The sequence below is a fragment of the Agrobacterium sp. 5Ca39 genome, assembly GCF_055382365.1.
Map to the genome: position 1 here is coordinate 1301264 of NZ_AP026436.1, position 21215 is coordinate 1322478.

The following is a 21215-nucleotide window of genomic DNA, read 5'->3' on the forward strand; positions in this document are numbered from 1 at the left end:
CACACGCGCGTTTCCCGAAGAAAGCCGCTTATCACGCCGTTTTTGTTGGCTTTTTTGACTGATCGGGAGATTTTCGAGCGCGAGATGGCGAGAAATGATCGCCCTCCAGCGAGCAACATGATTCGTCGTTGCAACGCAGCAATCGATAGACGGCGACCCTGTCGCTCCATAACAAAAACGCCCCGTTTTTAGCGGGGCGTTTTTGTTCATGCAAAGCCGCAAGCGGCATGTCACCCCGCTTCGCTTACCCGCGTGAGCGCCGTTCTCAGGCTTGCGAGCTGAATTTCCAGCTCAGCCTTGCGCTCGCGTTCGGCGGCAACGACTTCCGGATCGGCATTGGCCACGAATTTCTCGTTCGACAACTTCTTGTCGATGCGTTCCATTTCCGCGTCCACCTTGCCGATCGCCTTCTCGAGACGAGCCTTTTCGGCCGCAAGATCGACCAGATTGCCAAGCGGCAGGCAGATGGTCGCCTCACCGACGATGATCTGGGCCGATCCCTTCGGCGCGACATCGGCGGCACGGATTTCATCGGCCCGCGCCAGACGCCGGATAGCGGCGGCGTGGCGATCGAGCCGTGCTTCCGTGGAGGTATTGGCGCCAACGACCACCAGCGAGGCAGTGGCACCCGGCGGCACGTTCATCTCGGCGCGCGTCGAACGAATGCCGGACACGAGATCGATCAGCCAGTTGATTTCCGCAGCCGCGGCGTCGTCGCGGAACTCCGGCTCCGGCCAGTCGGTAAGGCAAAGCAGATCATCGCGCTCCTTGCCCTCACCGGCCGTATGCGCCCAAAGCTCTTCCGTCATGAACGGCATGAAAGGATGCAGCAGCTTGTAGATCTCATCCAGAACATAAGCCGCGCAGGCCTGCGATTCCGACTTGGCCTTTTCATCGTCGCCGCCGAAGACCGGCTTCAGCAGTTCCAGATACCAGTCGCAGAACTGGTTCCAGACGAAACGGTAGAGAATGCCTGACGCATCGTTGAAGCGGAAGTTCTCAAGTGCCGCCGTCACATCGCGGGCCGTGTTGGCAAGCTCGGTCAGGATCCAGCGGTTGATCGTCAGCGAGGCGGTTTCCGGCAGGAAATGCGGGTCACGCTTCACGCCATTCATCTCGGCAAAGCGCGTCGCATTCCAGAGCTTCGTGCCGAAATTGCGGTAACCCGCAATACGTGCCGGATCGAGTTTCACGTCGCGACCCTGCGCCGCCATGATGGCAAGCGTGAAACGCAGCGCATCGGCACCATATTCATCGATCAGTTCCAGCGGGTCGATGACGTTGCCCTTGGATTTCGACATCTTCTGGCCGTTCTTGTCGCGAACCAGCGCATGAATATAGACCGTGCTGAACGGCTCAACCGGGTTACCGGCGTCGTCCTTCATGAAATGCAGGCCCATCTGCATCATCCGCACCACCCAGAAGGGGATGATGTCGAAGCCGGTGACAAGCACGTTTGTCGGATAATAGCGCGCCAGTTCCGGCGTCTGTTCCGGCCAGCCGAGCGTCGAAAACGGCCAGAGCGCAGAAGAGAACCAGGTGTCGAGCACATCTTCGTCGCGCGTCAGGATTTCGCCCGGAGCGAAGTTCTCAAGCTTTTCCTCGACCCAGGCCTTCCACGGGCCTTCATGGGCGATGTAATGCTGGATGGCCGCCTGCAGCGCCTCTTCCTCGGTCTTCTCGACGAACACCTGCCCGTCTGGGCCGTACCATGCCGGAATCTGGTGTCCCCACCACAATTGCCGCGAGATGCACCAGGGCTGGATGTTCTCCATCCATTGGAAATAGGTGTTTTCCCAGTTCTTCGGCACGAAATTGGTGCGGCCTTCGCGAACCGAGGCAATCGCCGGCTGCGCCAGCGTCTTGTTGTCGACCCACCACTGGTCCGTCAGGCGCGGCTCGATCGGCACGCCGCCGCGGTCGCCATGCGGCACCACATGCTTGTGCGGCTCGATCCTGTCGAGCAGGCCGGCTTCCTCAAAAATTTCGACGATGATCTTGCGGGCGGCAAAACGGTCCTGACCTTCCAGACGGTCCCATGCGCCATGCAGCGCCGCCGGATGGTCGAGGCCTTCGAGGAAATCCTCGTTCTCCTTGATGGAGATGGTACCATCGATATTCATGACATTGATGGCGCGCAGGCCACAGCGTTTGCCGACTTCGAAGTCGTTGAAATCATGCGCGGGCGTGATCTTGACCGCACCCGTACCGGCGGTCGGGTCGGCGTAATCATCGGCGACGATGGGAATCCTGCGACCGACAATGGGCAGGATGACGTGTTTGCCGACGATGCCCTTATACCGCTCGTCTTCCGGGTTCACGGCAATACCGGTATCACCAAGCATGGTTTCCGGACGCGTCGTGGCGACAACGATATAGTCGCGGGTCTCGAACTCGGTGGGCTTGCCCTCCTCGTCGAATGCGGTCGGGTACTGATAGGTAACGCCCTTTTCGAGCGGATAGCGCAGGTGCCAGAGATTACCCTTGACCTCGATCTGCTCGACTTCCATGTCGGAAATCGCAGTCAGCAGCTTGGGATCCCAGTTGACGAGGCGCTTGTCCTTGTAGATCAGGCCCTGCTTGTAGAGCGTGACGAAAACTTCGAGAACAGCCTCGGAGAGACCTTCATCCATGGTGAAGCGTTCGCGCGACCAGTCGCAGGACGCGCCGAGACGTTTCAGCTGGTTGAAGATCAGGCCGCCGGATTCGGCCTTCCATTCCCACACCTTCTCCACGAAGGCCTCGCGGCCCATGTCGCGACGGCCTGGAAGCTGCTGCTCCATCAGCTTGCGCTCGACGACCATCTGCGTGGCGATGCCGGCATGGTCCATGCCCGGCTGCCACAGCACATCCTTGCCGCGCATGCGCTCGAAGCGGACCAGAATATCCTGCAGCGTGTTGTTGAGCGCATGGCCCATGTGCAGGGACCCCGTCACATTCGGCGGCGGGATGACGATGGTGAAGGTTTCCGCGCCCGGCTTGGCGTTGGCGCCGGCACGAAAAGCGTTAGCCTCGTCCCAGGCTTTGGCGATCTTCGGTTCGACGGTGGCGGAATCGTAGGTCTTTTCGAGCATTTCCTGACCTGAATTTTAGAGTTCTTGTGTGGATTTTTTAAATAAGGATGGACAGTCGAGAGTCAACAGAAACCGACCCTCAGGACGCTCCGTGAGCGACCCGATGGCCGACTATGCCCCGATAACGCTTTCATCTTCAATAAAAAAGCCGCCCCTGTGCCGGGCGGCCCCTGTTTAACGCCGATGCCACGCCTCCCGAGGCGGGCGGGAAGCACCAGGCCCTGCGGCCAGCGTAAAATCAGCGGCGCGAGCCGCGCGCCACGCGCTCGATTTCTTCGCGCACGAGACGCTCCACCAGGGTTGGCAGATTGTCTTCCAGCCATTCCTGCAGCATCGGACGCAGCATCTCGGCCGCCATGTCCTCGATCGAACGACGTTCGACGCCGTCGAAAACCTCGGCCAGCTCACTGAAGGAACGCGCGATCTGCGCGCCCGCGGCGGCCGAGATGAGGTTGAGCGACAGGTCGGAGCCGGCCTGTGCTTTGTCTTCCGGCTGCGGCGCAACCAGATCGAGTGACGGCGCCTCGGCAATGGGTTCCTGCACGTCGATGTCGAAAACCTCCTCGGCGACGGCGGTTTCAATCGCACCGCGCAGCGCCATATGATCAAAATGGTTTTCCGGTACAGGCGCGCTTTCGATGGCAGCGGCAGCGGCCCGGTCCTCGGAAGCGGCGGGCGCCTGCTGTTCCGCAGCAGTTGCCGCAGCCGCCACCATCAGCGGCCGTACATCCGTCGGACGCTGTGGGGCGGCCCGTTCGGTCTGCGCCACGGCGGGAGAAGAGGAAGCTGGAGAAGCCTGCATCGCCGCGCGCTGGCCCTGCGAGGCGAAGGCCTGCGGCCCCATGGCGGCGTTGCGGTCTGCGGCAGCGCGAACCCGCGCGGCGACATCGGCGAGCGACATCGTCTTTTCGACGGGGATTTCCTGGGGCTCGGCCAGGGATTGTTCATAAGCCGGTGAAAAATCCTGTGCAGGCCGTGCGCCAAAGGCCTGGTTTGCCGGCGGAGGGACGCGGGCCGGCGGGCTGGCTGGCTCCGTCATGTAAGTTGCGTCGCCTGCCGCCTCGTCCTCATCGTCATAAACCGGCGGTAACTGGCCGGAAAATGCGCCGGCGGGCCCTGGCTCGTTGCTTTCGATGATCCGGCGTATCGACGCCAGAATCTCTTCCATGGACGGTTCACGCGCTACGCTTGGCTGAGCCATATCAATCCCCGGTTTCCACTCTCTAGCACCCGGCCTCGCATCCCTTCGGATGCCAGGGGCACTTCGCACCTGTTCAATCTGCACATCACGGCAGCGGCAGCCGAAAACAACCGCCGCGCCGACAGTCTGCAACAGGCCTGAGAAAGACGCTCCGCATCTTCGCAACCCGCTGCAGGGGTCATGCGGGGCAGAAATACGCACACCCCGAATCACCTTAGTTTAGGGTAGCATAGCCACGAACTAAATCACTGATTCGACAAGTTTCGTGATGATACACAGCTTTGTGGGCGCGATGTTCTCGAAGACGCACACGGGATAAATTTCCAATCTTCACAAAAACGCCGGGGTGGAAATTCCACCCCGGCGTCAAGAACAGAATGATGGTACGGTGATCAGAAAACGAATTCGGCTGCCTTGGCGAAACCCGGCAGCGGCTTGACCGAAGCATTGAAGAAGGTCGCGGCCGACGTGCTGGCGCCATCGCGGCGATAGACGGTGGCCTTTGCGGCATTGCCGTATCCGACAACGACGACGAGACGCCCGCCATCGCGCAACTGCTCGGTAAGTGCCGCCGGCACTTCCTCGACAGCGCCGTTCACGAAAATCAGATCGTAAGGCGCTTCGCTCGCATAACCTTTTTCGAGATCGCCGGTGACGACAGCGACATTGTCATAGCCAAGCGAAGCGAGCGTTTCGGTCGCCTGTGCGGCGAGCGCTTCATCGCATTCGAGCGAAACGACGGAGCCGGCAAGCTGGGACAGGATGGCGGCCGCATAACCGGAACCACCGCCGACTTCCAGGACCACGTCCTCCCTCGAAACGGCCGCGAGCTGCAGCAGCTTCGCGAGCGGCGAGGCCTTCATGACATAACGTGCCGGGCGGCCATCCCGGGCGGGACAGATCTGCAAATCCTCATCCACATAGGCAATCTGCCGTGCACCCGTCGGCACGAACGCCTCGCGCGGCACACTCAGAAACGCCTTCAGCACCGAATGCGAAGTCACGTCGGTCGTACGCAGCTGGCTGTCGACCATATTGGCGCGCGCGGTTTCGAAATCCATCATGTCGTTATCGCCTCAATTTCACGGATGCCGGTCGGGAAGTCCCGGCTCCAAAAGCTCAAAACGGCGCGGGCCTCCCCTCGCCTTTGAATAATCTCATAATTGGCCAAGAGCGCGCTTTCAAGCGCGGTAAGACGGATGTGGGGTAAAAAGCAGGATGGCAGTGGTTTTCTTCGCGGAACAAACGGCGAGACGTCGCCAATCGTGACGCGGAACAGGAAAAATTATCGTACCGTGGGAGAATTTTGGAGGCCTCGCCCGGAATTGAACCGGGGTACAAGGATTTGCAGTCCTCTGCGTCACCACTCCGCCACGAGGCCTCACTGACAGCTTTTTCGCTGTCGTGGCGGGGATTTAGAATAATCCTAATCGATGCGCAAGAGGCTCATTCTGAATATCGTCCTTTTTTTATTCTGAATAGCCGTTCTGCACACGTTCGCCTAAAGCGGCGTTGACTCCCTCCCTGCCTATCCCATAATCAGCACCAGCGCTGGGCGGCGCGCATCAAGACATCAAGGGAAAACGAAACTCTGTCACCGGAGGGAAAGCCCGTGCGCGATGATGAAAAATACCAACGCAGACATCTCTGGATGAGAACGTGGAAAGGCGAGCGTGGCCTGAACGGCGAACTGCTCAACGACTTCGTATGCATTGTCGAGGGGGAGATAGTCGGCCGAATCTCTGAACAAGAGACTGGCCCGATGCGCGGTACCTACAAATGGGATGGAGGGCATTCAAGGCGCATCAGGGTCAAGGTGCTTCCACAGGGCGGCTATGCGCCAGACGTGCACGAGGCGGCACGCAAGGTGGAAGATCACTATGACCTGTTGAGACAAGAGGCTGGGCTGCCTCCTGTCGTTGGTATAAAGGTGAAGGCATGAGCGACCAAACCAACAAGGCCGGCGACGGCATTCACGAGAACCACTGGTGCGAGCATCCGGGCTGCAAGCAGTGGGGCGGTTTCGGCTTCAGCCGGTCGAAGGCCGAGAAGTCATCCTGGCATTGCTGGGAGCATTACCCGCAGCGGGAGATATTCAAGTCAAACTGACCGCCATCAATTGGCGGCCAATCCTTTCGGAGCGCGAAAGCCTTTCGTCTCGGCTTCTTCGGGGTTGGAAAAGCACCACGACGGAATCACCATTCCGCGGTACGGGCTTTCCAATGTGTGGTAGATCCTGCGGTCCGTGCCGAACACCGGTTCGTCCTCAGGGCAGACTGGCCGATTTACGAGCCTTCCCTTGATGCTGAGCCAGTAAGACGCCTGCTCTGGCTGGGTGATCCGGCCCACAAAGAACGAAGCAATCGCAATCCCGACAATCAGCATGATGATCATCAGAATGTTTGCCGGCCGAAAAGTGCCGCTCGCGATGGTTGGGCTGAAAGCCATCAGCACGAACCCGGCGCCAGATACCGCGCGCCCATACCCGGAGTAGGCTGTGCCAAGCCACTCCTGAGGCTGTCCAGCAAGAACCCACAGGAATCCGAACAGACCCACATAGCAGGAGCCGGCGGCGATCAGTGTCGCGCCATAGACGCCGACATGGCTACCTTCCCCGCCCTGCCCTGTGTCTCTCTGCTGATGGATGAGAACGTCATAGGCGGTCGGGAAATAGCGCAGGAACATAATCGCGCTGGAGACAAGCAGAAAGAGCGAAGAAGCGCTGGAGATGAAAGGGTTCGGGCTCGCAAAGCCAACGGTCCAATAAAGGATGTTCGCGGCCACCGTCCACAAAAGAAGCGGATTATTCATTGTTCTGATCAGCCCTCTGCACCATCCGCAGCATCCCTGTCATATTCGCCAGGACGTCGGACTTCATTCTGTCAATGGCTCGCGCCCCCGATTCGACGGCGATTGAGTTAAGCCGCAGGCTCTCCCGAGCCTCGCTGATCTCACTGTCGAGTTGTGCGTGCCGATTTGGCCGGTAATTCCCACTCATGCGGCGGATGAAGGTTTTCAGCTTCATGTACGCCCCCTATCCTGCAGGGCCTCAAGCGTCATTTTCATGAGTTCCGCTTGCGTCTGCATCTGGTTTTTAAGGACTTCCGTCATGGTCGCGAATTTGATCGCGTCGTCCTTATGGGCTTCCTTGGCTGCCAATACTTGGTCCTGCGTTTGGAATAGCTTCTTCGTCAGCCACATCACTGCGCCGATCAGGAAGACAATCGCAATCCCGAGGACGCCATAGTCCAGAAGCTTGTCGAAGGCGGACAGCTGAACAGGATCAGGCATATCCGCCCTCCTCTCAAAATGGTTTCTCGGTCTGCCTGATCAGGTCAGGGAGTTTCGAGAGAATGATTTCCTCCAGACCCTTGGCGTCGACGCCGAGCTTTTGCATCGCTTCCGGGTTCTTCTCGATGACGTATTTCGAAGCCTCGGCCAGGATCGTGTCGTTGATGACGCCACCGACATTCGGGAGACCCGCCTTGCTTAAAGCAAACCGGATGGCATTAGCGGCCGACTGGTGAAGGGCCTCACGAAGCTTGGCTTCGATCTCGACGCGCTGCTTTTCGTCCGTCACTTTGAGGAGAGCAATCAGGCGGGCGCTAATCCATGTCACCAGCACCGGACCGACGGTAGACACCAGCAGCACAATGACAGGCTGCACGATTGTCCACACCTCATAAAGCCAGGACGATGGTGCTATGACCGGTCCAGCGTCTTGCGCCCATGCAGGAGCGAAGACGAATGTCAGGATGCAAGCGAAAGCCATCACCGCGGCAATGACATACCAGATGCGTGCCATGATCAGCCTCCCGCCTTCTGTGCTTGGTTGATTGCGTGCGTGATCGTCAGATACGCCGCAGAGGCCGCCACCAGCGTGGTGCCGAGCGTTGCGGTGTCTTTGTTCGCGCACAGTGCCTGAAGGCTCTCGTAGGCCGCCTGTGCGGCTGCTGCGGTCTTCGGCTTGAGCTTGTCGGCCACAATGAATGGCTGAAGCACGGCATAGGCAGTTTCACCAGCCGAGCACACCTGCGGCAGGCTGTTGCGAATGCCGGTATCAATCGATCCGGTGGACTGGCATGCGGACAAGCCAAAGGCTGCCACCGCCACAATGAGCAGAGACTTGAACATGATTGTTCCTTTGATGAAGGGGTTAAAGGCGGGCGGCCTGGACGTGCATCCAGTCGTAGTTCTTGGCGCGGCCCAGAGACAGCCATCCCTCGCTTTCCCACGCCACCCAGAAGGAAACAGCGTCGGGCTTTGCAAGGCGGGCTTTGTCGCGGCCCCATTTCAACTGGTTGCGCTCCGGGTCGAAGTCGATCGCGATGCCCCAGCTGTGCATCGAGTAGCTGGAGCCACCGCGCATCTTGCGAACGTTGAGAGATCCGCCGAACAGATCGATGCCGATGTTCTTGCGCTCGGCAGAGGAATAGGTGCCGGCAATCTTCTGGAACGCGCGCTCTGCGGACTCGGCTACCCGCTTGTGAACCGTAATCTTCTTGATCCGGGTGCCCTTGTCCCACGCCAGCCACGTGTCGAAAGGTATTTCGATGCTGGTCTGGTTCTGCCCCACGGCGCCGAAGAATGCTGGGACATCCGCTTGACGGGGCCACACCGTTTTTGACGGCTGGAACGTTTCCTTCTCTGGAACCTGCGCGCGCTCTTGGATCGCAGGCACAGAAGCGGTCGAAGAGAGGCGGAGAGCGGAAACTGTCGCCTCATTGGCAATACCGCTAGCCGGTATGCCCTTCGCGCTCTGGAAGGCCTTTAGGGCCGCCACAGAGATCGGCCCGAGCTTCCCGTCTATGACGCCAACAGGATAGCCGTGTGCCGTCAGCCGGCTTTGCAGCCACTGTTCAAAGTTCATAGCGATGTCCTGATTGTGGGTTATGGGTGCCGGGCTACGCCAGCGCTACTTGAGGAAAGCCAGCCATTCGGATAGCGTGCCGGAAACTCTGGGGGTCCAAATGAAACGTGAACTTGGCGTGCCGTTAAAAGACGGCGTGAAAGAAATTCAAAGACTATTGGCGCGACGTGACTTGTTCGCGACCATCAAGGATCACGAAATGGTCGATGCCCATGAGGCGGAGATCCGCCGCCGCGTGCAAAACGACCATCGTATTCCTTACGATATGCCTGGTACTGAGCAGTTCAGAGCCGCGAGATGACCGTGCAGATTTCCGTTATTCTGCCGAACTTCAACGGCGAAAAGTACCTGCGTCGCGCCATTTCCTCTTTCATCTCGCAAGACCACGAAGAGAAGCAGCTCGTCATCGTTGACGCGAAATCAACTGACGGCTCACACGAGATCATCAAAGAATTTACGGCTCGCCCTGATGTCCTCTGGGTTCAGGAGCCGGATCGGGGAATTTCTGACGCCGTCAACATCGGAAACAAAGCCGCGTCCGGTGACATCAAAGGTTTTATGGGATCAGATGACGTTCTGCTTCCCGGCGCACTGTCCAAGGTTGCTACGTACGCCGAACTGGTTGATTTTGATGGCGTGTATTTCAACAAGTACCTGTGCTTCGTGCAAGAGCGGCAGTTGATCCGCCGGCCGCCGCCGGTCGATACGATCTCCGTCGAGAACCTTCTCAAGCACGGCACGATCACCGACCTGCAGACTATTTTCTATCGCCGCCGCGTTTTTGAAAAATACCAGCACAACCCCGAAAACAAGACGTGCATGGATTACGAACTGCTCCTTGAACTCGCCAAAGACGGCGCTTTCCTTGCCCATGTCGATGACGAGATCATTCTCGAATACATGGATGGCAACATCTCTCACGGGTCCAACCAAAAGCAACTCGATGAAGCCCATGCCGTCGCTCTCCGCTTCAAGGGAGACTATGACGGGCCTATGTGGAGCGATGGGATGACTGGACGCATACCAACCACCGGGCAGACCGGCTCATCAAACAGTTACAAGGAAGCCTATGAGGACTGCGAAGCTCGTTTTGCTGCGGCGGTAAAGGACTTCGACGCCGAACGCGAAGCGCTGAAGGCTGAACGCGATGCCGTTCATGCCGAATTAGAGCGGTCGAGGCAGGAGATGTCTGACCGTATCACCTTCCTAGAGTCCAAGCTTCTGAAATACAAAAAGCCTTGGCGACTGCTGTTTAAGTGACCGGCCAGTCTATAGAACTTATCGCCGCCGGTGACTTGGCGGCCGCGACTTTATTGGTCAGGGATTCCAGTGTCGCTTGACATTTCACGACATGCTCTTTCCCATCTCGGCCAGCCTGTTGGATTTGACTGTCGCTGTGCGGCTTGAATGACCATTGTCCCCGCTCATCGCAAACCCAGAACGGTGTCTTCCAGTCTGCCGGCCGATCTGGGATAAGGCTGTCAGTCACAGAACCCATCAGATTAATCTGATCTTTGACGCCGCTCGGGTATGTGTGGGCGGCGCCGAGGGCCTCAGAAATAAAGCCAGACGTTATCTCAGATTCGCACCGGGCTGACAGTTCGATAATTTTTGCCCGTCGGACGGCATCGATTGGCGTAGCCGCTACAGAAATTCCATACGGAGATAAGACATCTGTGAGAGCGTCATCAGTCTGTTGGCCGTTCTCGTCCTCCGGCCAACGTGTCGCCGCGTTACCGCGACCTATCCAATCTTTGTAATTTGCGTCGTCTTCAGAAATGACCGTCTGACGAGCGGAAGAATAGATGGCTCCGTTATCGCGCAGCCAATACCAATCACGAGGGTTAAACATTTGAGGGTCTCTTGATTTAGAGGTGTCAGTGGTATTGCCCATCCTCGGTTTTTGCGAGAAACATCAGCTTCAACCAGAAGGTATCATCCGTGGGCTACATTCGTTTCTTGTTAGCTGTCTCCGTCGTCCTGGCTCATGCTGGCCCGCTATACGGCGTAGGGCTGATGACCGGAGGAGAAATTTCCGTTCAAGCGTTTTTCATTTTGAGCGGCTTCCTGATGGCGCTCGTTCTCAACGAGACGTACACATCCACTTCTCGATTTTACTGGAACCGATTTTCCCGAATTTACTCAGGCTACATGGTGGCCTTGTTGTGCGCTTTGATCGCCATGTATTTTTGCAACGACAATCTTCTGCACCGAATTTGGCAGGGGGAAACGGCGCTCGGGGCGAAGATCCTCGCGTATATTGCAAACTTTACGATCTTCGGTTCGGACCTAGTCCTTTTCTTGGATGGCCCGCCAACAGGCTTGGAAGTGGTCCCATTGAAGTTCCAGACGGCACCAACAACGACGTTGCTAGCACTGCCTCAATCTTGGTCGCTGTCGATTGAACTAATGTTTTATCTCCTAGCCCCCTTCGTATGTCGGTCACCCCTCAAGCTGGCCGGTATTTTTCTTCTGGCTGTCGCCTCTCGGTTGATTTTGGTCAAGCTTCTTGGAGATTTAGAGCCGTGGAATTTTCGAGTGTTCCCCGTTACCCTGATGTATTTTACTGCAGGATCACTTTGCTATTTTCTTGTGCCGGCAGCGAAAAAGGCCCCCAAACTCATCGGGAGAAGCCTGGTCGTCACTATCGCAATTTGGATCATGATCTTCGACCTGCTCCCCTCATCAGTAAATTGGCTGCTTCTGCCAACGATCGCTTTGGGAGCGCCGCTGACGCTGGAGACATTCAAAGGGAAAATAGAAAAAGGATTCGGTGACATGTCGTACATGATTTACCTGATCCACATCCCCGTGCTGTTCGCGCTGCAATTTTCAGGAATCCCATATCCACTCCTAGTCGTTACCATCACGATAGTAGCGTCGGCACCTCTCTGCCTTGTTAGCAACGCGCTCGACCGTAAGATCCGGCAGGGATACCCGAGCAAGAAGCTTCGGGTTGGATTGGCAACTTAAGAATCTGGCCAGAACTCATGGTATAGATTGATGAGGCTCCCGTCGTACTCGGCCTCGTTGCTGATGCCCCATGTCGATTGGTCACCGATCAGATAATTGAACTTCACCTTTCCATTCCACTCGATGAAATCGACATCTGATGTATTTATTCCTTCACCTTGGGCGTCAGGCGCCAGAAGCTGCTGGAAAGCCGTCAGGTGTGCGTTGCCGCCGAATGACTGGATATGGATGAAGTCATTCGTGCGTGCCATCGCTGTGATGTATTTGCCACCGACGCAGAAAAGATAGGTGACCATATACCACCCATTTTCCGCGTAACAGACCGTCGGGCATGCGGCATAGAAATCCCGATTGCACAGATCTCCGATGGGTTGCCAAGTTTCCAAATCTGACGACTGCAGAAAACGAAACGAGAAGGGCGATGCCTCATTCGTTTCATACACCAGAATATATCCGTGAGGTCCAGCGCAGACTGATGAATTGAAGAACTGGTAACCGCCAGATGATTGCCTGACGAACTGAGGTGGGTTTGGGATGGTCCATGTGGCGGGATCAATTTCCCACCTCATAATCCTGTTTGAGCCGGAGACTGGTGTCGTCGCCGCAAATATAAATATTCGGCCGGATTCGCTGTAAGCGCACCCCAAGCACCCAGAAAAAGGGATTTCCGCGATCGTCTGCCAAGTGTCAAGCGCATCATGATATTTCTCAATGATGATCGACACCCCGACGAACGCGGTCCATTGACGTCGGAACTCAGCTCGGTAGAGGCTGCCACCATATATAAAGGAAGATTTCTCCCACATCTCCAGCGGAGATTTATGGATGAATGGCGCTGTCGAATATATCATAGATATTGACCTCCAGCGTTCGTGCTTCCAGCGGCTGTTCCAGGGAAGAAGTTAGCGCCTCCACCATTGGTTTTGATCACCCCATTGGCGTTCGCGTAATATCGGGGACCGTTTGCCGCTCCGCTGAAACTTGCTGCTGCAGCTTCTATCGTGCCGCTTTCGGCCGATGCGAACGCGCCGTTGAATGTGGGACCGCCAGAGAGAGTAGTTGCTCTGCTAGTTATAGATATCGTCCCGCTGTCTTTGGCGAACAAATGCGTAGAGCAGTTTCCGTTGATCGTGTTCGAACCTGACGCAACACAGTACCCGCCGAGTTCCGCCAACACATGAGCATAGACACAGGCATTAAATGCCATGCTCTCGTAGCTGAGCGTTCCACCATTCGAAGCATACAAGCCGGACCCATTCTGAGCGACAATCGAACTGGCAGCTACTTGAAACCCCTTGACCTGAAATGCCGCGCCATAGGACGCACCAAATGGTGACACGGTAGCGCAATTTACAAAGCACAACGTCGGGTTTGCTACGTTGCCAACGACCTGGATCTTCGTTGGGCCGGTCTGACCGGGAACATAGCCTGCGAGTTGGAACGGATCGGTGTAGGTGCCATTCGCGACATTAATCGTGACCGTAAACCCGTTCAGGTCGATCTGCGTCTGCAGGTAATTGGAAGCCTTGGTTAGGGTCTTCCACGGCGATCCGACCGAACCATCGTTGTTATCGTTACCGGTGGTGGCGACGTAGAAGGTGGTGTCTGCATTCAACCGCCTGCGATATGCCGATGACTCGACGTTCACCATGCACCAGTTGGAGCCGTTGCGGATGAGCGTCACAACCGTGCCTGCTAGCAGGTCGCCTGCAGCCACCGGGGTGCCTCTCAGAGATAGGATAGGGCTTGCTCCGAGGGCGTTGACGTTCAAGGTCGCAGCGCCAGTGTTTGTGGTCGCGACCTTGACGTTGATCATCATTCCATCGACCAACGATGCGGGCACCGGTGCAAGGGTCGCTGTCAGAGCATTAGCCGTACCGCCCGCGACGGCATACAGCAGCCGTCCGGACTGAATCGCTTGCGAAAGCTGGAGTAATTTTGTCGCGTCAGGCGTGATGCCGGCCGACAAAAGCACGTTCCATATCTGCCCGATTGGCCAACCCGCCGTCCAGTTGAAGAGTTCCTGATCGGCCTCGCCGCAAGGGTAGCCGCTCTGCAACTCAGATGCCAAAGGCACGCGAGTGTTGTCATCGAGGCTGTTCCACGGAACAACACCGTTTGTATAGACCATGGGAGTTTCCTTTAATTGCAGAGATATGGATCGATTGGCTCTGGGCATAGCCATGATGAGCCGTCGCAGAGGCCGCCCCAGCCAGCGCCAAAGCCGAACACCTTGCCTGTCTGGAGACTCATGTATGGTGTAATGCCAGGAGCCAGCGGAAGAACCCGGAACGACACCGGGAGCATGATCTGTTCCAACGTCGTCAGCGTCCGACCCGGCGAAACAGCAACGCGCGCGCCGCCGAGGCTGGTGACGGTTGCCATGTCGCCCCAGAGGTGCTGAGCGGCGGCCGATAGGCTGTCGATATCCCAGAGTTGGCGCACCTGATAGCGACGGGCCAGCAGGAACCGACGGTAGACCTCATCATCATCAAGGCAGATATCGCCCGTGCCAGCTTCTTGGCAGTTAGACCAGACGCCACCCTCGCAAAGACCGACGATCGGCTGGTTTGGATTTGTCACGCCGCACGAGAAGCCAAACACCGGCACCGGAACGCATATGCAGTGACACCGGGGCCAACCAAGCTGGCGCCCGATGATGGTCAATTGATCTCCCGCCGCGTCGAGAATATCGAACTTCGAGGGGATTTCGCAGGTCTCGATAACCGCATCAGCGATTTGCTCCAAGTCCTGGCGGATGATGGAGAGAAGATTGGGCGACTCCCTGTATTGGGTGAGGATTTTATCGACCCGCTCCTCGACAAAGGCACTCTTATCTGGGCACTCCATGTCAAACCGCCGTCACTGTGATGTTGGCAAGCGTGATCGTTGCGATCTTGTCGAAGTCAATGGCCAAGGGCAGTGCTGCAAGAGCATTGGCAATCAGCGCACCCTGCCCTGCCGTCACTTCCACGTTCGGATAGACGCAGGAGATAATCGTGCGGATCATGTGCAGCGTGATGTCCTGCCCGTTCGCCGGCCGTTTGGCACCGGTGAGCCCCGCGAACAGCGTCTGAGCGATTGCTGCGTTCGATGGAGGCGGGCAGCCGTCGGCGCCGTTCTGCTTTGAAACCGTGATGGCCAGCTTTATCGGCGTCTCGATCGGCCGCATGATGCTGATAGACCGGCAGAAGCCGTCAATCTCCGTCGAAACCACCGTGTTGCCGTAGCTCGATATGCCCGGGACGATGTATTGCCGCGCGACCGTGGCCACTTCTTCATCCGAACCGCCAAGAGCCGCAACGCTGACCGAGTGAGCGGCGATGCCGTTTGCATCGGTGCTTCCGCTGTCGTTGCTGTAAATCTTCGCCCACATGACGCCGTCGACGTTCAGCACAGCCCGATAGAAGTCAGCATCGCGCGTGTTGGCTACGCCGGCGTTGGTGATTGCCTGGCGCAAACTCTCGTCACTTTCGCCCAGCACGCGCGAGATCAGGCGCAGACGGGCCAGGATATCGAGGTTGATGCCTTCCGCCTGTTCCGGGTCGCGAGACTGATAAGCCTCCTCCCCTATTTCCCAAGCCTGAGTGATCGCATCTGCCCTTAGACCGTTCAGCTGGCCCATCGGAGACTGTGAAGTCTGAATAAGACCGGGGCCGAAGGTGACGTTGTTCGCCGCTTCCAGCTCAGCAAGGATCACCGTCAGGGGTTTGCGCGAAAATCCGGTGCTGACTACGCCGTAATCCGTCATATCTGCACCTCTTCATCAAACATCGTGAGCACGTTGACCTCATCAATGATCACGCCTCGCGTATTGCGTTCGAAGCCAACCGAGAACGAGGTGATATCCTCAACCCCATCGGTGTTCATTATTTCTGCCTTGACGACGCTCTCGGCCAACGCCGGGTCATATTGGCGGCCAAGTATCTGGTCGAGCCAAGGAACGCCGCATGTCGTGTCCAGAAACCACTCTTCCGCGTGCGTCTGGAGCCTTTGGCGGACGTGCTGACCTACAGCCAAGGCATCAGTCGCCACGGCCAGGTTGCCGTCTGCGGCCAGATACAGGTCATTGCTGGCCTGATCGATCGCAAGGCCAATTCGGACTTCCGTCATAGAACCATCGCCCTCAGCTTTGTGGCAAGCGCGGCAAGAGCCGCCTGTTGCGTTATTGGCCAGATGCCGGTTGACGAGCCGGACGACACCGTTGTCGTCAACACGGCAAGAATCTCACAGACCTGCGCGAGGACATCGAGAAAATCGCCCTCGGCGCCATTCATCTGAAACTTGCCGTCCGGTGATGCCTTGAAGCCGAACGAGCCCGATCCGTTTGCCCGGAGGTGGAAGTTCTCCAGATCAATGCCGGGGATGTCCTGCGAAAGGCTCTCCCCGCCTGAGATCGACGCGCGCATATTCGACAGGTGGAACGATCTGGCGTCGGTTGGTGTGGCATCGCCGCCTTCTTCCCACCCATCCATCGCCCGCATCTGAGGAGTCAGCATTACCGGCGTACCTACCGGGATAGGGAACGTCATGCCGCCGTTTGCGGTCATGGGCTGATCCAGAGGCACTTCGAACAGTTCCGGCATGTCCAGCTGCTCGCCATTCACTACCGGCTTGTACAGCGGCTTCACGTTGACGGTGCGCCCATTCCACGCGGAGGTTGTCACGCCGGGTATAGGGCCCCAGGTTGCGTCCTTTTCAGCCTGCGCAAACTGGCCGATCAAATCCTGAGGGGTGTTTGTGGTCTTGCCGATATAGCCTGGCATTACTTTTTCACCCCTTCATCAACCTTCCCGCCTTTGATTGCCTCGGCGGTGATGTCGACCTTGAAGTCTCCATTGTGGTTGTCGCCGCTATAGGTGACGGTCGACACCCGATAGATTCCGTCATCCGCGTTCATTTCGAGCGTTTGGCTTTTAAGCTGCACACGTCGGTTCGGCCTGATCTCGGGGTTTAGAAGCGCAGAGACCCGCACCCCGTTATCCGTTATTGCCGGAGTTCCAATCATGCCGGTTTCCGGTGTGATCAGCGTGACGCTGCCCACATACCCATTCCCGGGGATGATCTCGATCGTTTCGTTCTGGATGGACCAGTAAAAGCCATTCCCTCGGCCGATCGTATCCATCTCTCTGGAGCATGAGCCGCACGCCGCATATGGGCGCTTGAAAGTCTTGCTTTCCAGATCCTCTGGATATTTGAACTCGCCGCGGCTTACCCCCTGCTTCTCCATCTGCTTGGCGATTTCATCCACCACTTCCTTGACCGGTGTTCCGGCTGGGAAGGATTTGCTTATGGTTGCTCGTCTGAGAGCTTTGTCACCATCGCCGCAGGAAATGATGGTCATGATATTCGGGCCGTCTCTACGGTGCTCTACGTCACGCACAGCGCCCTTGAATATCACGCCGACGTTCCCGCTTTCGCCTGGCGGGATATAACCGGCCTCAAGGGTGATCGTGTCCAGTTCCTTCCCGATGCTATTTCGAGTACTTTCGGCCAGATTAAAGAGGGTGATGTCTGCCGAGTTCGCGGAACTCGATATGCCCTTCGTTATCTGGAAAGCGATCTTGATCTGGTCGACTGTGCTGTTGCCAGGGTTGACGACATACCCACCATTGAACTTCGCCCTTACCTTCCGAAGATATTGCAGAGCCATTTACTGAACCTCCGCGACTTCCTCGTCCGTTGCATGGAAAAGGCGAACTGTGCCCGCCGGCAATGCCGATCGGTCAGGCTCCGCGCCTTCGGTGACGGACGCGGCGAAGATGACGCCAAGCCCGAAATCAAACGGCGCGAGAAGATCAATCCCTGTCACGATACGCCGCCCCTGAAGGACGGGCTTGTCATCAATCGAAAGGTCGAAAGACCAGCGATCAGACGATGGATTGTACCGGACGCGGAGCGTAATGCGCCGGCCGTCGATTATCGTCCCGAACTGCTGATCGGCCTGATCAAGTATCTCAAACCTGTTCATTACCCACCAAAGACGTTTGAGAGGATCGACTTGTTTGCCGCCGGCGCTGTCGTCACGCCGGCATCGCCGCGCTGAACTGTGCCGGAAGCCCTGTCCGCTGTGGTCGCTCCCTTTGAGGCGTTAGGGCTTGGCGCCGCGGCCTTCGTGCTTTTGGTGCCGCCTGCCTTACCCCGCTCAGCGTTGTCACCATCTGGATCGGCCGCATAAGACGTCCCGACGATGATCACTTCCTGAAGCTCGACCCGCGCTCTCAAAACCGTCGAGAAAGTTGCGTCTCGATCGGGATAGATGCCCTTGATCAGCAGGTTGTTGTAGACCTTCAGCCCTGACACCAGCGAGAACGGCACTCGGCTTTCCTGAAAAGCAACCAGAGCATTGAAAGATGCGGTTGCCGCATCGTTCGCTATCTCAAGGCCTAGCCTCTTCGGCATAACGACCGCATGATCGGTGATCTTGGCGCCGGTCTCGATGGGTATCTCGGTAATATCCAATTCCGAGGTGTGCCGTTCGGACAGCACGCAACTGATAGGAACAGGACCAATGGCAGATGAAAATGCGATGATCGATGCCATCAGAGCCCGCCTCCTACCAATCGTGCCGGTGGTGTTGCCGCGTTTGCAGATGCGTTTCCTACCGCCTGCCCTACCGCCGCCCCAACCTGCGGGGTGACGTTCTGAACACCTTGAACCGTTACGCCACCGACCTGTACTGTCACCGACTGGTTGCGGCTGTCGTTGACCGTGTTTTCGATGCTCTGAGTCGCATTAGCCGCGTTCATCTTGGCCATGTTGCTACGAGCATTCGAAACGCCGATATCGAGGTCATCAGCCACCTTGCCTGGAGAAGGCCCAAGACCCGCGCGGCGCGCAAGACGAGCGTTATCTAGATCGAGATTGACCTTGCCGTTGTCATTGGAGCCGCTGTAGCTTGAAACGACGCCCTCGCCGCCCCCGGCCAACAGGTTTTTCGCCCACTCTGGGACCGCCGCTGATATGGCGCTGGAAATGGCTGTCGCAGCTGCGTTGCCCATCTCTGACCAGAAGCCCAGCAGGTAGTTGCCGAGCGCCTTCAGGCCTGACCAGATGCCGTTTGCTATGGTGAGCCCGGTTGACGACCAGTCAAACGTCGTCGCGCCATCGGAGACCATGCCCCAGACCATTGACAGGCCATCTATGATAGCCCGCGCCATCAGACGGCCAATGTCCTGCCAATTGATTGAGCCGAAGGCTTCAGGAAGCTTCTTCACCCACTCAATGAACTGGCCGATGATGCTATCGCCGCCCTCAAGCCAAGTCAGGAAGTCTTCGACTGCGAGCCCAGCAAGAGCGAAAGCCGTGACAACCGGAAACGTCCAGGCAAAGAGCGCACCCATCGCCACGCCGAGCGCGGTCAGATACGGCCTCACCTTCTCGATATTTTCCGAGAGGAACGTGAAATGCCGAACAGCACGCTCAATCACGACACTGAACACGTCCACAGCAGCCGAAAACGTCTTGCTCAGCGCGTCTGACAGCTTCTGGGCCGCTCCGCTGGTGGAGAAGCGGTTGACGGCGTCCATGAGGTCGCCAAGCTTGTTTTTCGCGACTTCGAAGAAACCAGCCTGCCCGATCTTGTAGAGAAACCGCGTCCAGCTATCCCCAAGGTTGGAGATCATGCCGTTCCACGTCTTCGACTGCCGGATCATGGCGCCGCTGAAACGGTTGCCGAACTGCTCGCGGATGAAACCAGTAATCTCGGCGCCGCTTTTTTTCACGGTCTTGGTGAGGTCTTTGCCGTTTTCCGTCCAGGAGAACGTCACCTGGTCACCAGCCTGTGACGCGCGAAGACCAAACTCTTTCAGTCGCTCAAACTCGCCCGTCGAAGCATCCGCGATCATTTCAACCGCTGCCATCAGGTCCTTGCCCATGGCGGAAGATGCGTCACCAAGACTTTCGAGCAGGCCGGTCGTAGGGTCCAAACCATAAGCCCGCAGGCGAACGAATGCCTCACCGACCTGCTTCAGGTCATACGGAGTCTTTTGAGCGAACTCGGCAACCCAATCCAGTGACTGACGCGCCTTTTCAGTCGATCCCTCAATGGTGACAAGGGTAGTTTCCAGCGCTTCGAACTGCGCGTTTGTGCTGATCACCGCCTTGCCGAGGAATCCGAGGCCAGCCGTTAGCGCTGCACCAGCCGCGGCTGCGGCTGCTCCTGCGATCGATGCAAAGCGCGTCAGACCAGCTGCAGCGTTATCCAGACCGGAATTGAAGCGTTTTAGATCGGCTTCACCTTGAATATCGTACCCAAGTACGGCAATTAATTCATCAATGACCATTCGTTGGGTTCCTACTAGTCGCTAGTCGCCCAGCATCGAACCGAAGCCGGAGATGAAATGGGTATCGAAAAGAAGCGGATGTACTGCCCAGAGGAAAACAAGTACGTCCTTGCTGAGCGCACGAAGCCCAATCACCTCCTGCACCTTGTCCTGACGCTCCTGACGTTCGGCCTCTGGCTCATCGTCTGGATACTGGTGTCGTTCTCGAGCGGCCTCAGTTCATATCGCTGCCCGTCGTGCGGGGCCCGAACCAAAAGCGCTTTCTTCAACAAGGTGCGCGTCGACCATGCCAAGTAAGCTTGGCGTTCTGCTCGCTGCACTTTCCTTTTTTGCCGCTCCAGCCTTCGCGACTGAAATCGCTGGCCGCGCGTCCGTTGTCGACGGAGACACTATCGAGATCGCGGGCCAGCGAATCCGGTTTGATGGCATTGACGCCCCTGAATCTGGTCAAGTATGCCGCACCGCATCTGGTGAAGCCTACCGCTGCGGCCGGGTGAGCGCTGATGCTCTCGACAAGTTCCTTGCGCAGTCCCGCCCGACATTCTGCATCCCCAAGGGAAAGAGTTATGACCGGGTCGTGGCTGTCTGCCGGCGCGCAGACGGCGCCGACGTCAATAGCTGGATGGTCCGAAGCGGGCATGCCGTAGACTGGATCAAGTATTCCAAGGGCCGGTATGCCGACGAACAACGCGAGGCAAAGGCCAACCAGCGCGGCGTCTGGTCTGGTGAGTTTCAGATGCCTTGCGTTGTCCGCGGTTCTAGGTGCGACTAGGCACTGCCTTCTCTTGCATGGCCGCTTTGAGGTCTAAGGC

27 protein-coding genes and 1 tRNA gene are annotated in these 21215 nt (G+C 57.5%); 7 read left to right on the forward strand and 21 right to left on the reverse strand.

Annotation, left to right across the window (positions count from 1 at the left end):
* Positions 1–230 precede the first annotated feature (230 nt).
* The 4 genes from ACZ47E_RS06365 to ACZ47E_RS06380 all read right to left on the reverse strand — a co-directional run bounded on the left by ACZ47E_RS06365 (position 231) and on the right by ACZ47E_RS06380 (position 5656).
* On the reverse strand, positions 231–3074 hold the full coding sequence (locus tag ACZ47E_RS06365) for a valine--tRNA ligase (RefSeq protein ID WP_035211956.1): 2844 nt from the start codon (positions 3072–3074) through the stop codon (positions 231–233).
* Between the two features lie 238 nt (positions 3075–3312).
* Positions 3313–4275: a cell division protein PopZ gene (gene popZ / locus ACZ47E_RS06370; protein ID WP_278066804.1), complete on the reverse strand. Its 963-nt coding sequence runs from the start codon at positions 4273–4275 to the stop codon at positions 3313–3315.
* 392 nt (positions 4276–4667) lie between these two features.
* Entirely contained in the window at positions 4668–5339 is a 672-nt protein-coding gene (locus ACZ47E_RS06375) for a protein-L-isoaspartate O-methyltransferase family protein (RefSeq protein ID WP_022556281.1), read from the reverse strand.
* Between the two features lie 243 nt (positions 5340–5582).
* Positions 5583–5656, reverse strand: a tRNA-Cys gene (locus ACZ47E_RS06380).
* Positions 5657–5887: 231 nt separating this feature from the next.
* Here ACZ47E_RS06380 and ACZ47E_RS06385 point away from each other — a divergent pair.
* Together ACZ47E_RS06385 and ACZ47E_RS06390 are read left to right on the forward strand one after the other, a co-directional pair.
* Positions 5888–6217 carry a hypothetical protein gene (locus ACZ47E_RS06385; protein ID WP_152596193.1) on the forward strand — a complete coding sequence of 110 codons (330 nt, stop codon included), beginning with the start codon at positions 5888–5890 and terminating at the stop codon, positions 6215–6217.
* On the forward strand, positions 6214–6384 hold the full coding sequence (locus ACZ47E_RS06390; RefSeq protein WP_464016917.1) for a hypothetical protein: 171 nt from the start codon (positions 6214–6216) through the stop codon (positions 6382–6384). The genes ACZ47E_RS06385 and ACZ47E_RS06390 overlap by 4 nt, the downstream gene beginning before the upstream one ends.
* A 6-nt stretch (positions 6385–6390) precedes the next feature.
* On the opposite strand, the gene ACZ47E_RS06395 is transcribed toward ACZ47E_RS06390, so the two are convergent.
* The 6 genes from ACZ47E_RS06395 to ACZ47E_RS06420 are packed head-to-tail and all read right to left on the reverse strand — an operon-like array spanning position 6391 to position 9145.
* Positions 6391–7086, reverse strand: coding sequence for a sunset domain-containing protein (locus tag ACZ47E_RS06395; protein WP_464016918.1), 696 nt, complete (start codon positions 7084–7086; stop codon positions 6391–6393).
* On the reverse strand, positions 7079–7300 hold the full coding sequence (locus ACZ47E_RS06400) for a hypothetical protein (protein ID WP_182590506.1): 222 nt from the start codon (positions 7298–7300) through the stop codon (positions 7079–7081). The genes ACZ47E_RS06395 and ACZ47E_RS06400 overlap by 8 nt, the downstream gene beginning before the upstream one ends.
* The gene (locus ACZ47E_RS06405; protein ID WP_464016919.1) at positions 7297–7566 is read right to left on the reverse strand and encodes a hypothetical protein; all 270 of its coding nucleotides are present in this window, start codon (positions 7564–7566) and stop codon (positions 7297–7299) included. The genes ACZ47E_RS06400 and ACZ47E_RS06405 overlap by 4 nt, the downstream gene beginning before the upstream one ends.
* Positions 7567–7579: 13 nt before the next feature.
* A complete protein-coding gene (locus ACZ47E_RS06410) occupies positions 7580–8080 on the reverse strand; it encodes a hypothetical protein (protein WP_464016920.1) in 501 nt (166 codons plus the stop codon).
* A 2-nt stretch (positions 8081–8082) separates the two neighbouring features.
* Positions 8083–8409 (reverse strand): cell wall anchor protein, encoded by a 327-nt coding sequence (locus tag ACZ47E_RS06415; RefSeq protein WP_464016921.1) that lies wholly within the window; start codon positions 8407–8409, stop codon positions 8083–8085.
* Positions 8410–8431: 22 nt separating this feature from the next.
* Positions 8432–9145 carry a peptidoglycan-binding protein gene (locus ACZ47E_RS06420; protein WP_464016922.1) on the reverse strand — a complete coding sequence of 238 codons (714 nt, stop codon included), beginning with the start codon at positions 9143–9145 and terminating at the stop codon, positions 8432–8434.
* 100 nt (positions 9146–9245) lie between these two features.
* Here ACZ47E_RS06420 and ACZ47E_RS06425 point away from each other — a divergent pair, with 100 nt between their 5' ends.
* Together ACZ47E_RS06425 and ACZ47E_RS06430 are read left to right on the forward strand one after the other, a co-directional pair.
* The gene (locus ACZ47E_RS06425; RefSeq protein WP_464016923.1) at positions 9246–9446 is read left to right on the forward strand and encodes a hypothetical protein; all 201 of its coding nucleotides are present in this window, start codon (positions 9246–9248) and stop codon (positions 9444–9446) included.
* Positions 9443–10405: a glycosyltransferase gene (locus ACZ47E_RS06430; protein WP_464016924.1), complete on the forward strand. Its 963-nt coding sequence runs from the start codon at positions 9443–9445 to the stop codon at positions 10403–10405. Before ACZ47E_RS06425 ends, ACZ47E_RS06430 begins: the two co-directional genes overlap by 4 nt.
* Here the strand turns inward: ACZ47E_RS06430 and ACZ47E_RS06435 are convergent.
* Positions 10398–11039 (reverse strand): DUF4376 domain-containing protein, encoded by a 642-nt coding sequence (locus ACZ47E_RS06435; RefSeq protein WP_464016925.1) that lies wholly within the window; start codon positions 11037–11039, stop codon positions 10398–10400. The two genes, ACZ47E_RS06430 and ACZ47E_RS06435, sit on opposite strands and share 8 nt — an antisense overlap.
* A gap of 47 nt (positions 11040–11086) precedes the next feature.
* Here ACZ47E_RS06435 and ACZ47E_RS06440 point away from each other — a divergent pair, with 47 nt between their 5' ends.
* Positions 11087–12118 (forward strand): acyltransferase family protein, encoded by a 1032-nt coding sequence (locus ACZ47E_RS06440; RefSeq protein WP_464016926.1) that lies wholly within the window; start codon positions 11087–11089, stop codon positions 12116–12118.
* On the opposite strand, the gene ACZ47E_RS06445 is transcribed toward ACZ47E_RS06440, so the two are convergent.
* The 10 genes from ACZ47E_RS06445 to ACZ47E_RS06490 are packed head-to-tail and all read right to left on the reverse strand — an operon-like array spanning position 12115 to position 20403.
* Positions 12115–12969 (reverse strand): hypothetical protein, encoded by an 855-nt coding sequence (locus tag ACZ47E_RS06445; RefSeq protein WP_464016927.1) that lies wholly within the window; start codon positions 12967–12969, stop codon positions 12115–12117. The genes ACZ47E_RS06440 and ACZ47E_RS06445 overlap by 4 nt on opposite strands.
* Positions 12966–14249, reverse strand: coding sequence for a hypothetical protein (locus tag ACZ47E_RS06450; RefSeq protein WP_464016928.1), 1284 nt, complete (start codon positions 14247–14249; stop codon positions 12966–12968). Before ACZ47E_RS06450 ends, ACZ47E_RS06445 begins: the two co-directional genes overlap by 4 nt.
* Before the next feature lie 11 nt (positions 14250–14260).
* Positions 14261–14968, reverse strand: coding sequence for a baseplate wedge 1 family protein (locus ACZ47E_RS06455; RefSeq protein ID WP_464016929.1), 708 nt, complete (start codon positions 14966–14968; stop codon positions 14261–14263).
* Position 14969: 1 nt separating this feature from the next.
* Positions 14970–15869: a hypothetical protein gene (locus tag ACZ47E_RS06460; RefSeq protein WP_464016930.1), complete on the reverse strand. Its 900-nt coding sequence runs from the start codon at positions 15867–15869 to the stop codon at positions 14970–14972.
* Positions 15866–16231 carry a hypothetical protein gene (locus ACZ47E_RS06465; protein ID WP_269833503.1) on the reverse strand — a complete coding sequence of 122 codons (366 nt, stop codon included), beginning with the start codon at positions 16229–16231 and terminating at the stop codon, positions 15866–15868. The genes ACZ47E_RS06460 and ACZ47E_RS06465 overlap by 4 nt, the downstream gene beginning before the upstream one ends.
* A complete protein-coding gene (locus ACZ47E_RS06470; RefSeq protein WP_464016931.1) occupies positions 16228–16884 on the reverse strand; it encodes a Gp138 family membrane-puncturing spike protein in 657 nt (218 codons plus the stop codon). The genes ACZ47E_RS06465 and ACZ47E_RS06470 overlap by 4 nt, the downstream gene beginning before the upstream one ends.
* Positions 16884–17771, reverse strand: coding sequence for a phage protein (locus ACZ47E_RS06475; RefSeq protein WP_464016932.1), 888 nt, complete (start codon positions 17769–17771; stop codon positions 16884–16886). The genes ACZ47E_RS06470 and ACZ47E_RS06475 overlap by 1 nt, the downstream gene beginning before the upstream one ends.
* Entirely contained in the window at positions 17772–18089 is a 318-nt protein-coding gene (locus ACZ47E_RS06480; protein WP_111814196.1) for a phage baseplate plug family protein, read from the reverse strand.
* Positions 18089–18661: a phage baseplate protein gene (locus ACZ47E_RS06485; RefSeq protein WP_464016933.1), complete on the reverse strand. Its 573-nt coding sequence runs from the start codon at positions 18659–18661 to the stop codon at positions 18089–18091. The genes ACZ47E_RS06480 and ACZ47E_RS06485 overlap by 1 nt, the downstream gene beginning before the upstream one ends.
* Positions 18661–20403: a tape measure protein gene (locus ACZ47E_RS06490; RefSeq protein ID WP_464016934.1), complete on the reverse strand. Its 1743-nt coding sequence runs from the start codon at positions 20401–20403 to the stop codon at positions 18661–18663. Before ACZ47E_RS06490 ends, ACZ47E_RS06485 begins: the two co-directional genes overlap by 1 nt.
* Before the next feature lie 57 nt (positions 20404–20460).
* On the opposite strand from ACZ47E_RS06490, the gene ACZ47E_RS06495 reads away from it, so the two are divergent.
* Positions 20461–20700 carry a hypothetical protein gene (locus ACZ47E_RS06495; RefSeq protein WP_111814200.1) on the forward strand — a complete coding sequence of 80 codons (240 nt, stop codon included), beginning with the start codon at positions 20461–20463 and terminating at the stop codon, positions 20698–20700.
* Positions 20690–21175, forward strand: a complete 486-nt coding sequence (locus tag ACZ47E_RS06500) for a thermonuclease family protein (protein ID WP_464016935.1) — start codon at positions 20690–20692, stop codon at positions 21173–21175. Before ACZ47E_RS06495 ends, ACZ47E_RS06500 begins: the two co-directional genes overlap by 11 nt.
* Positions 21176–21215: the final 40 nt, after the last annotated feature.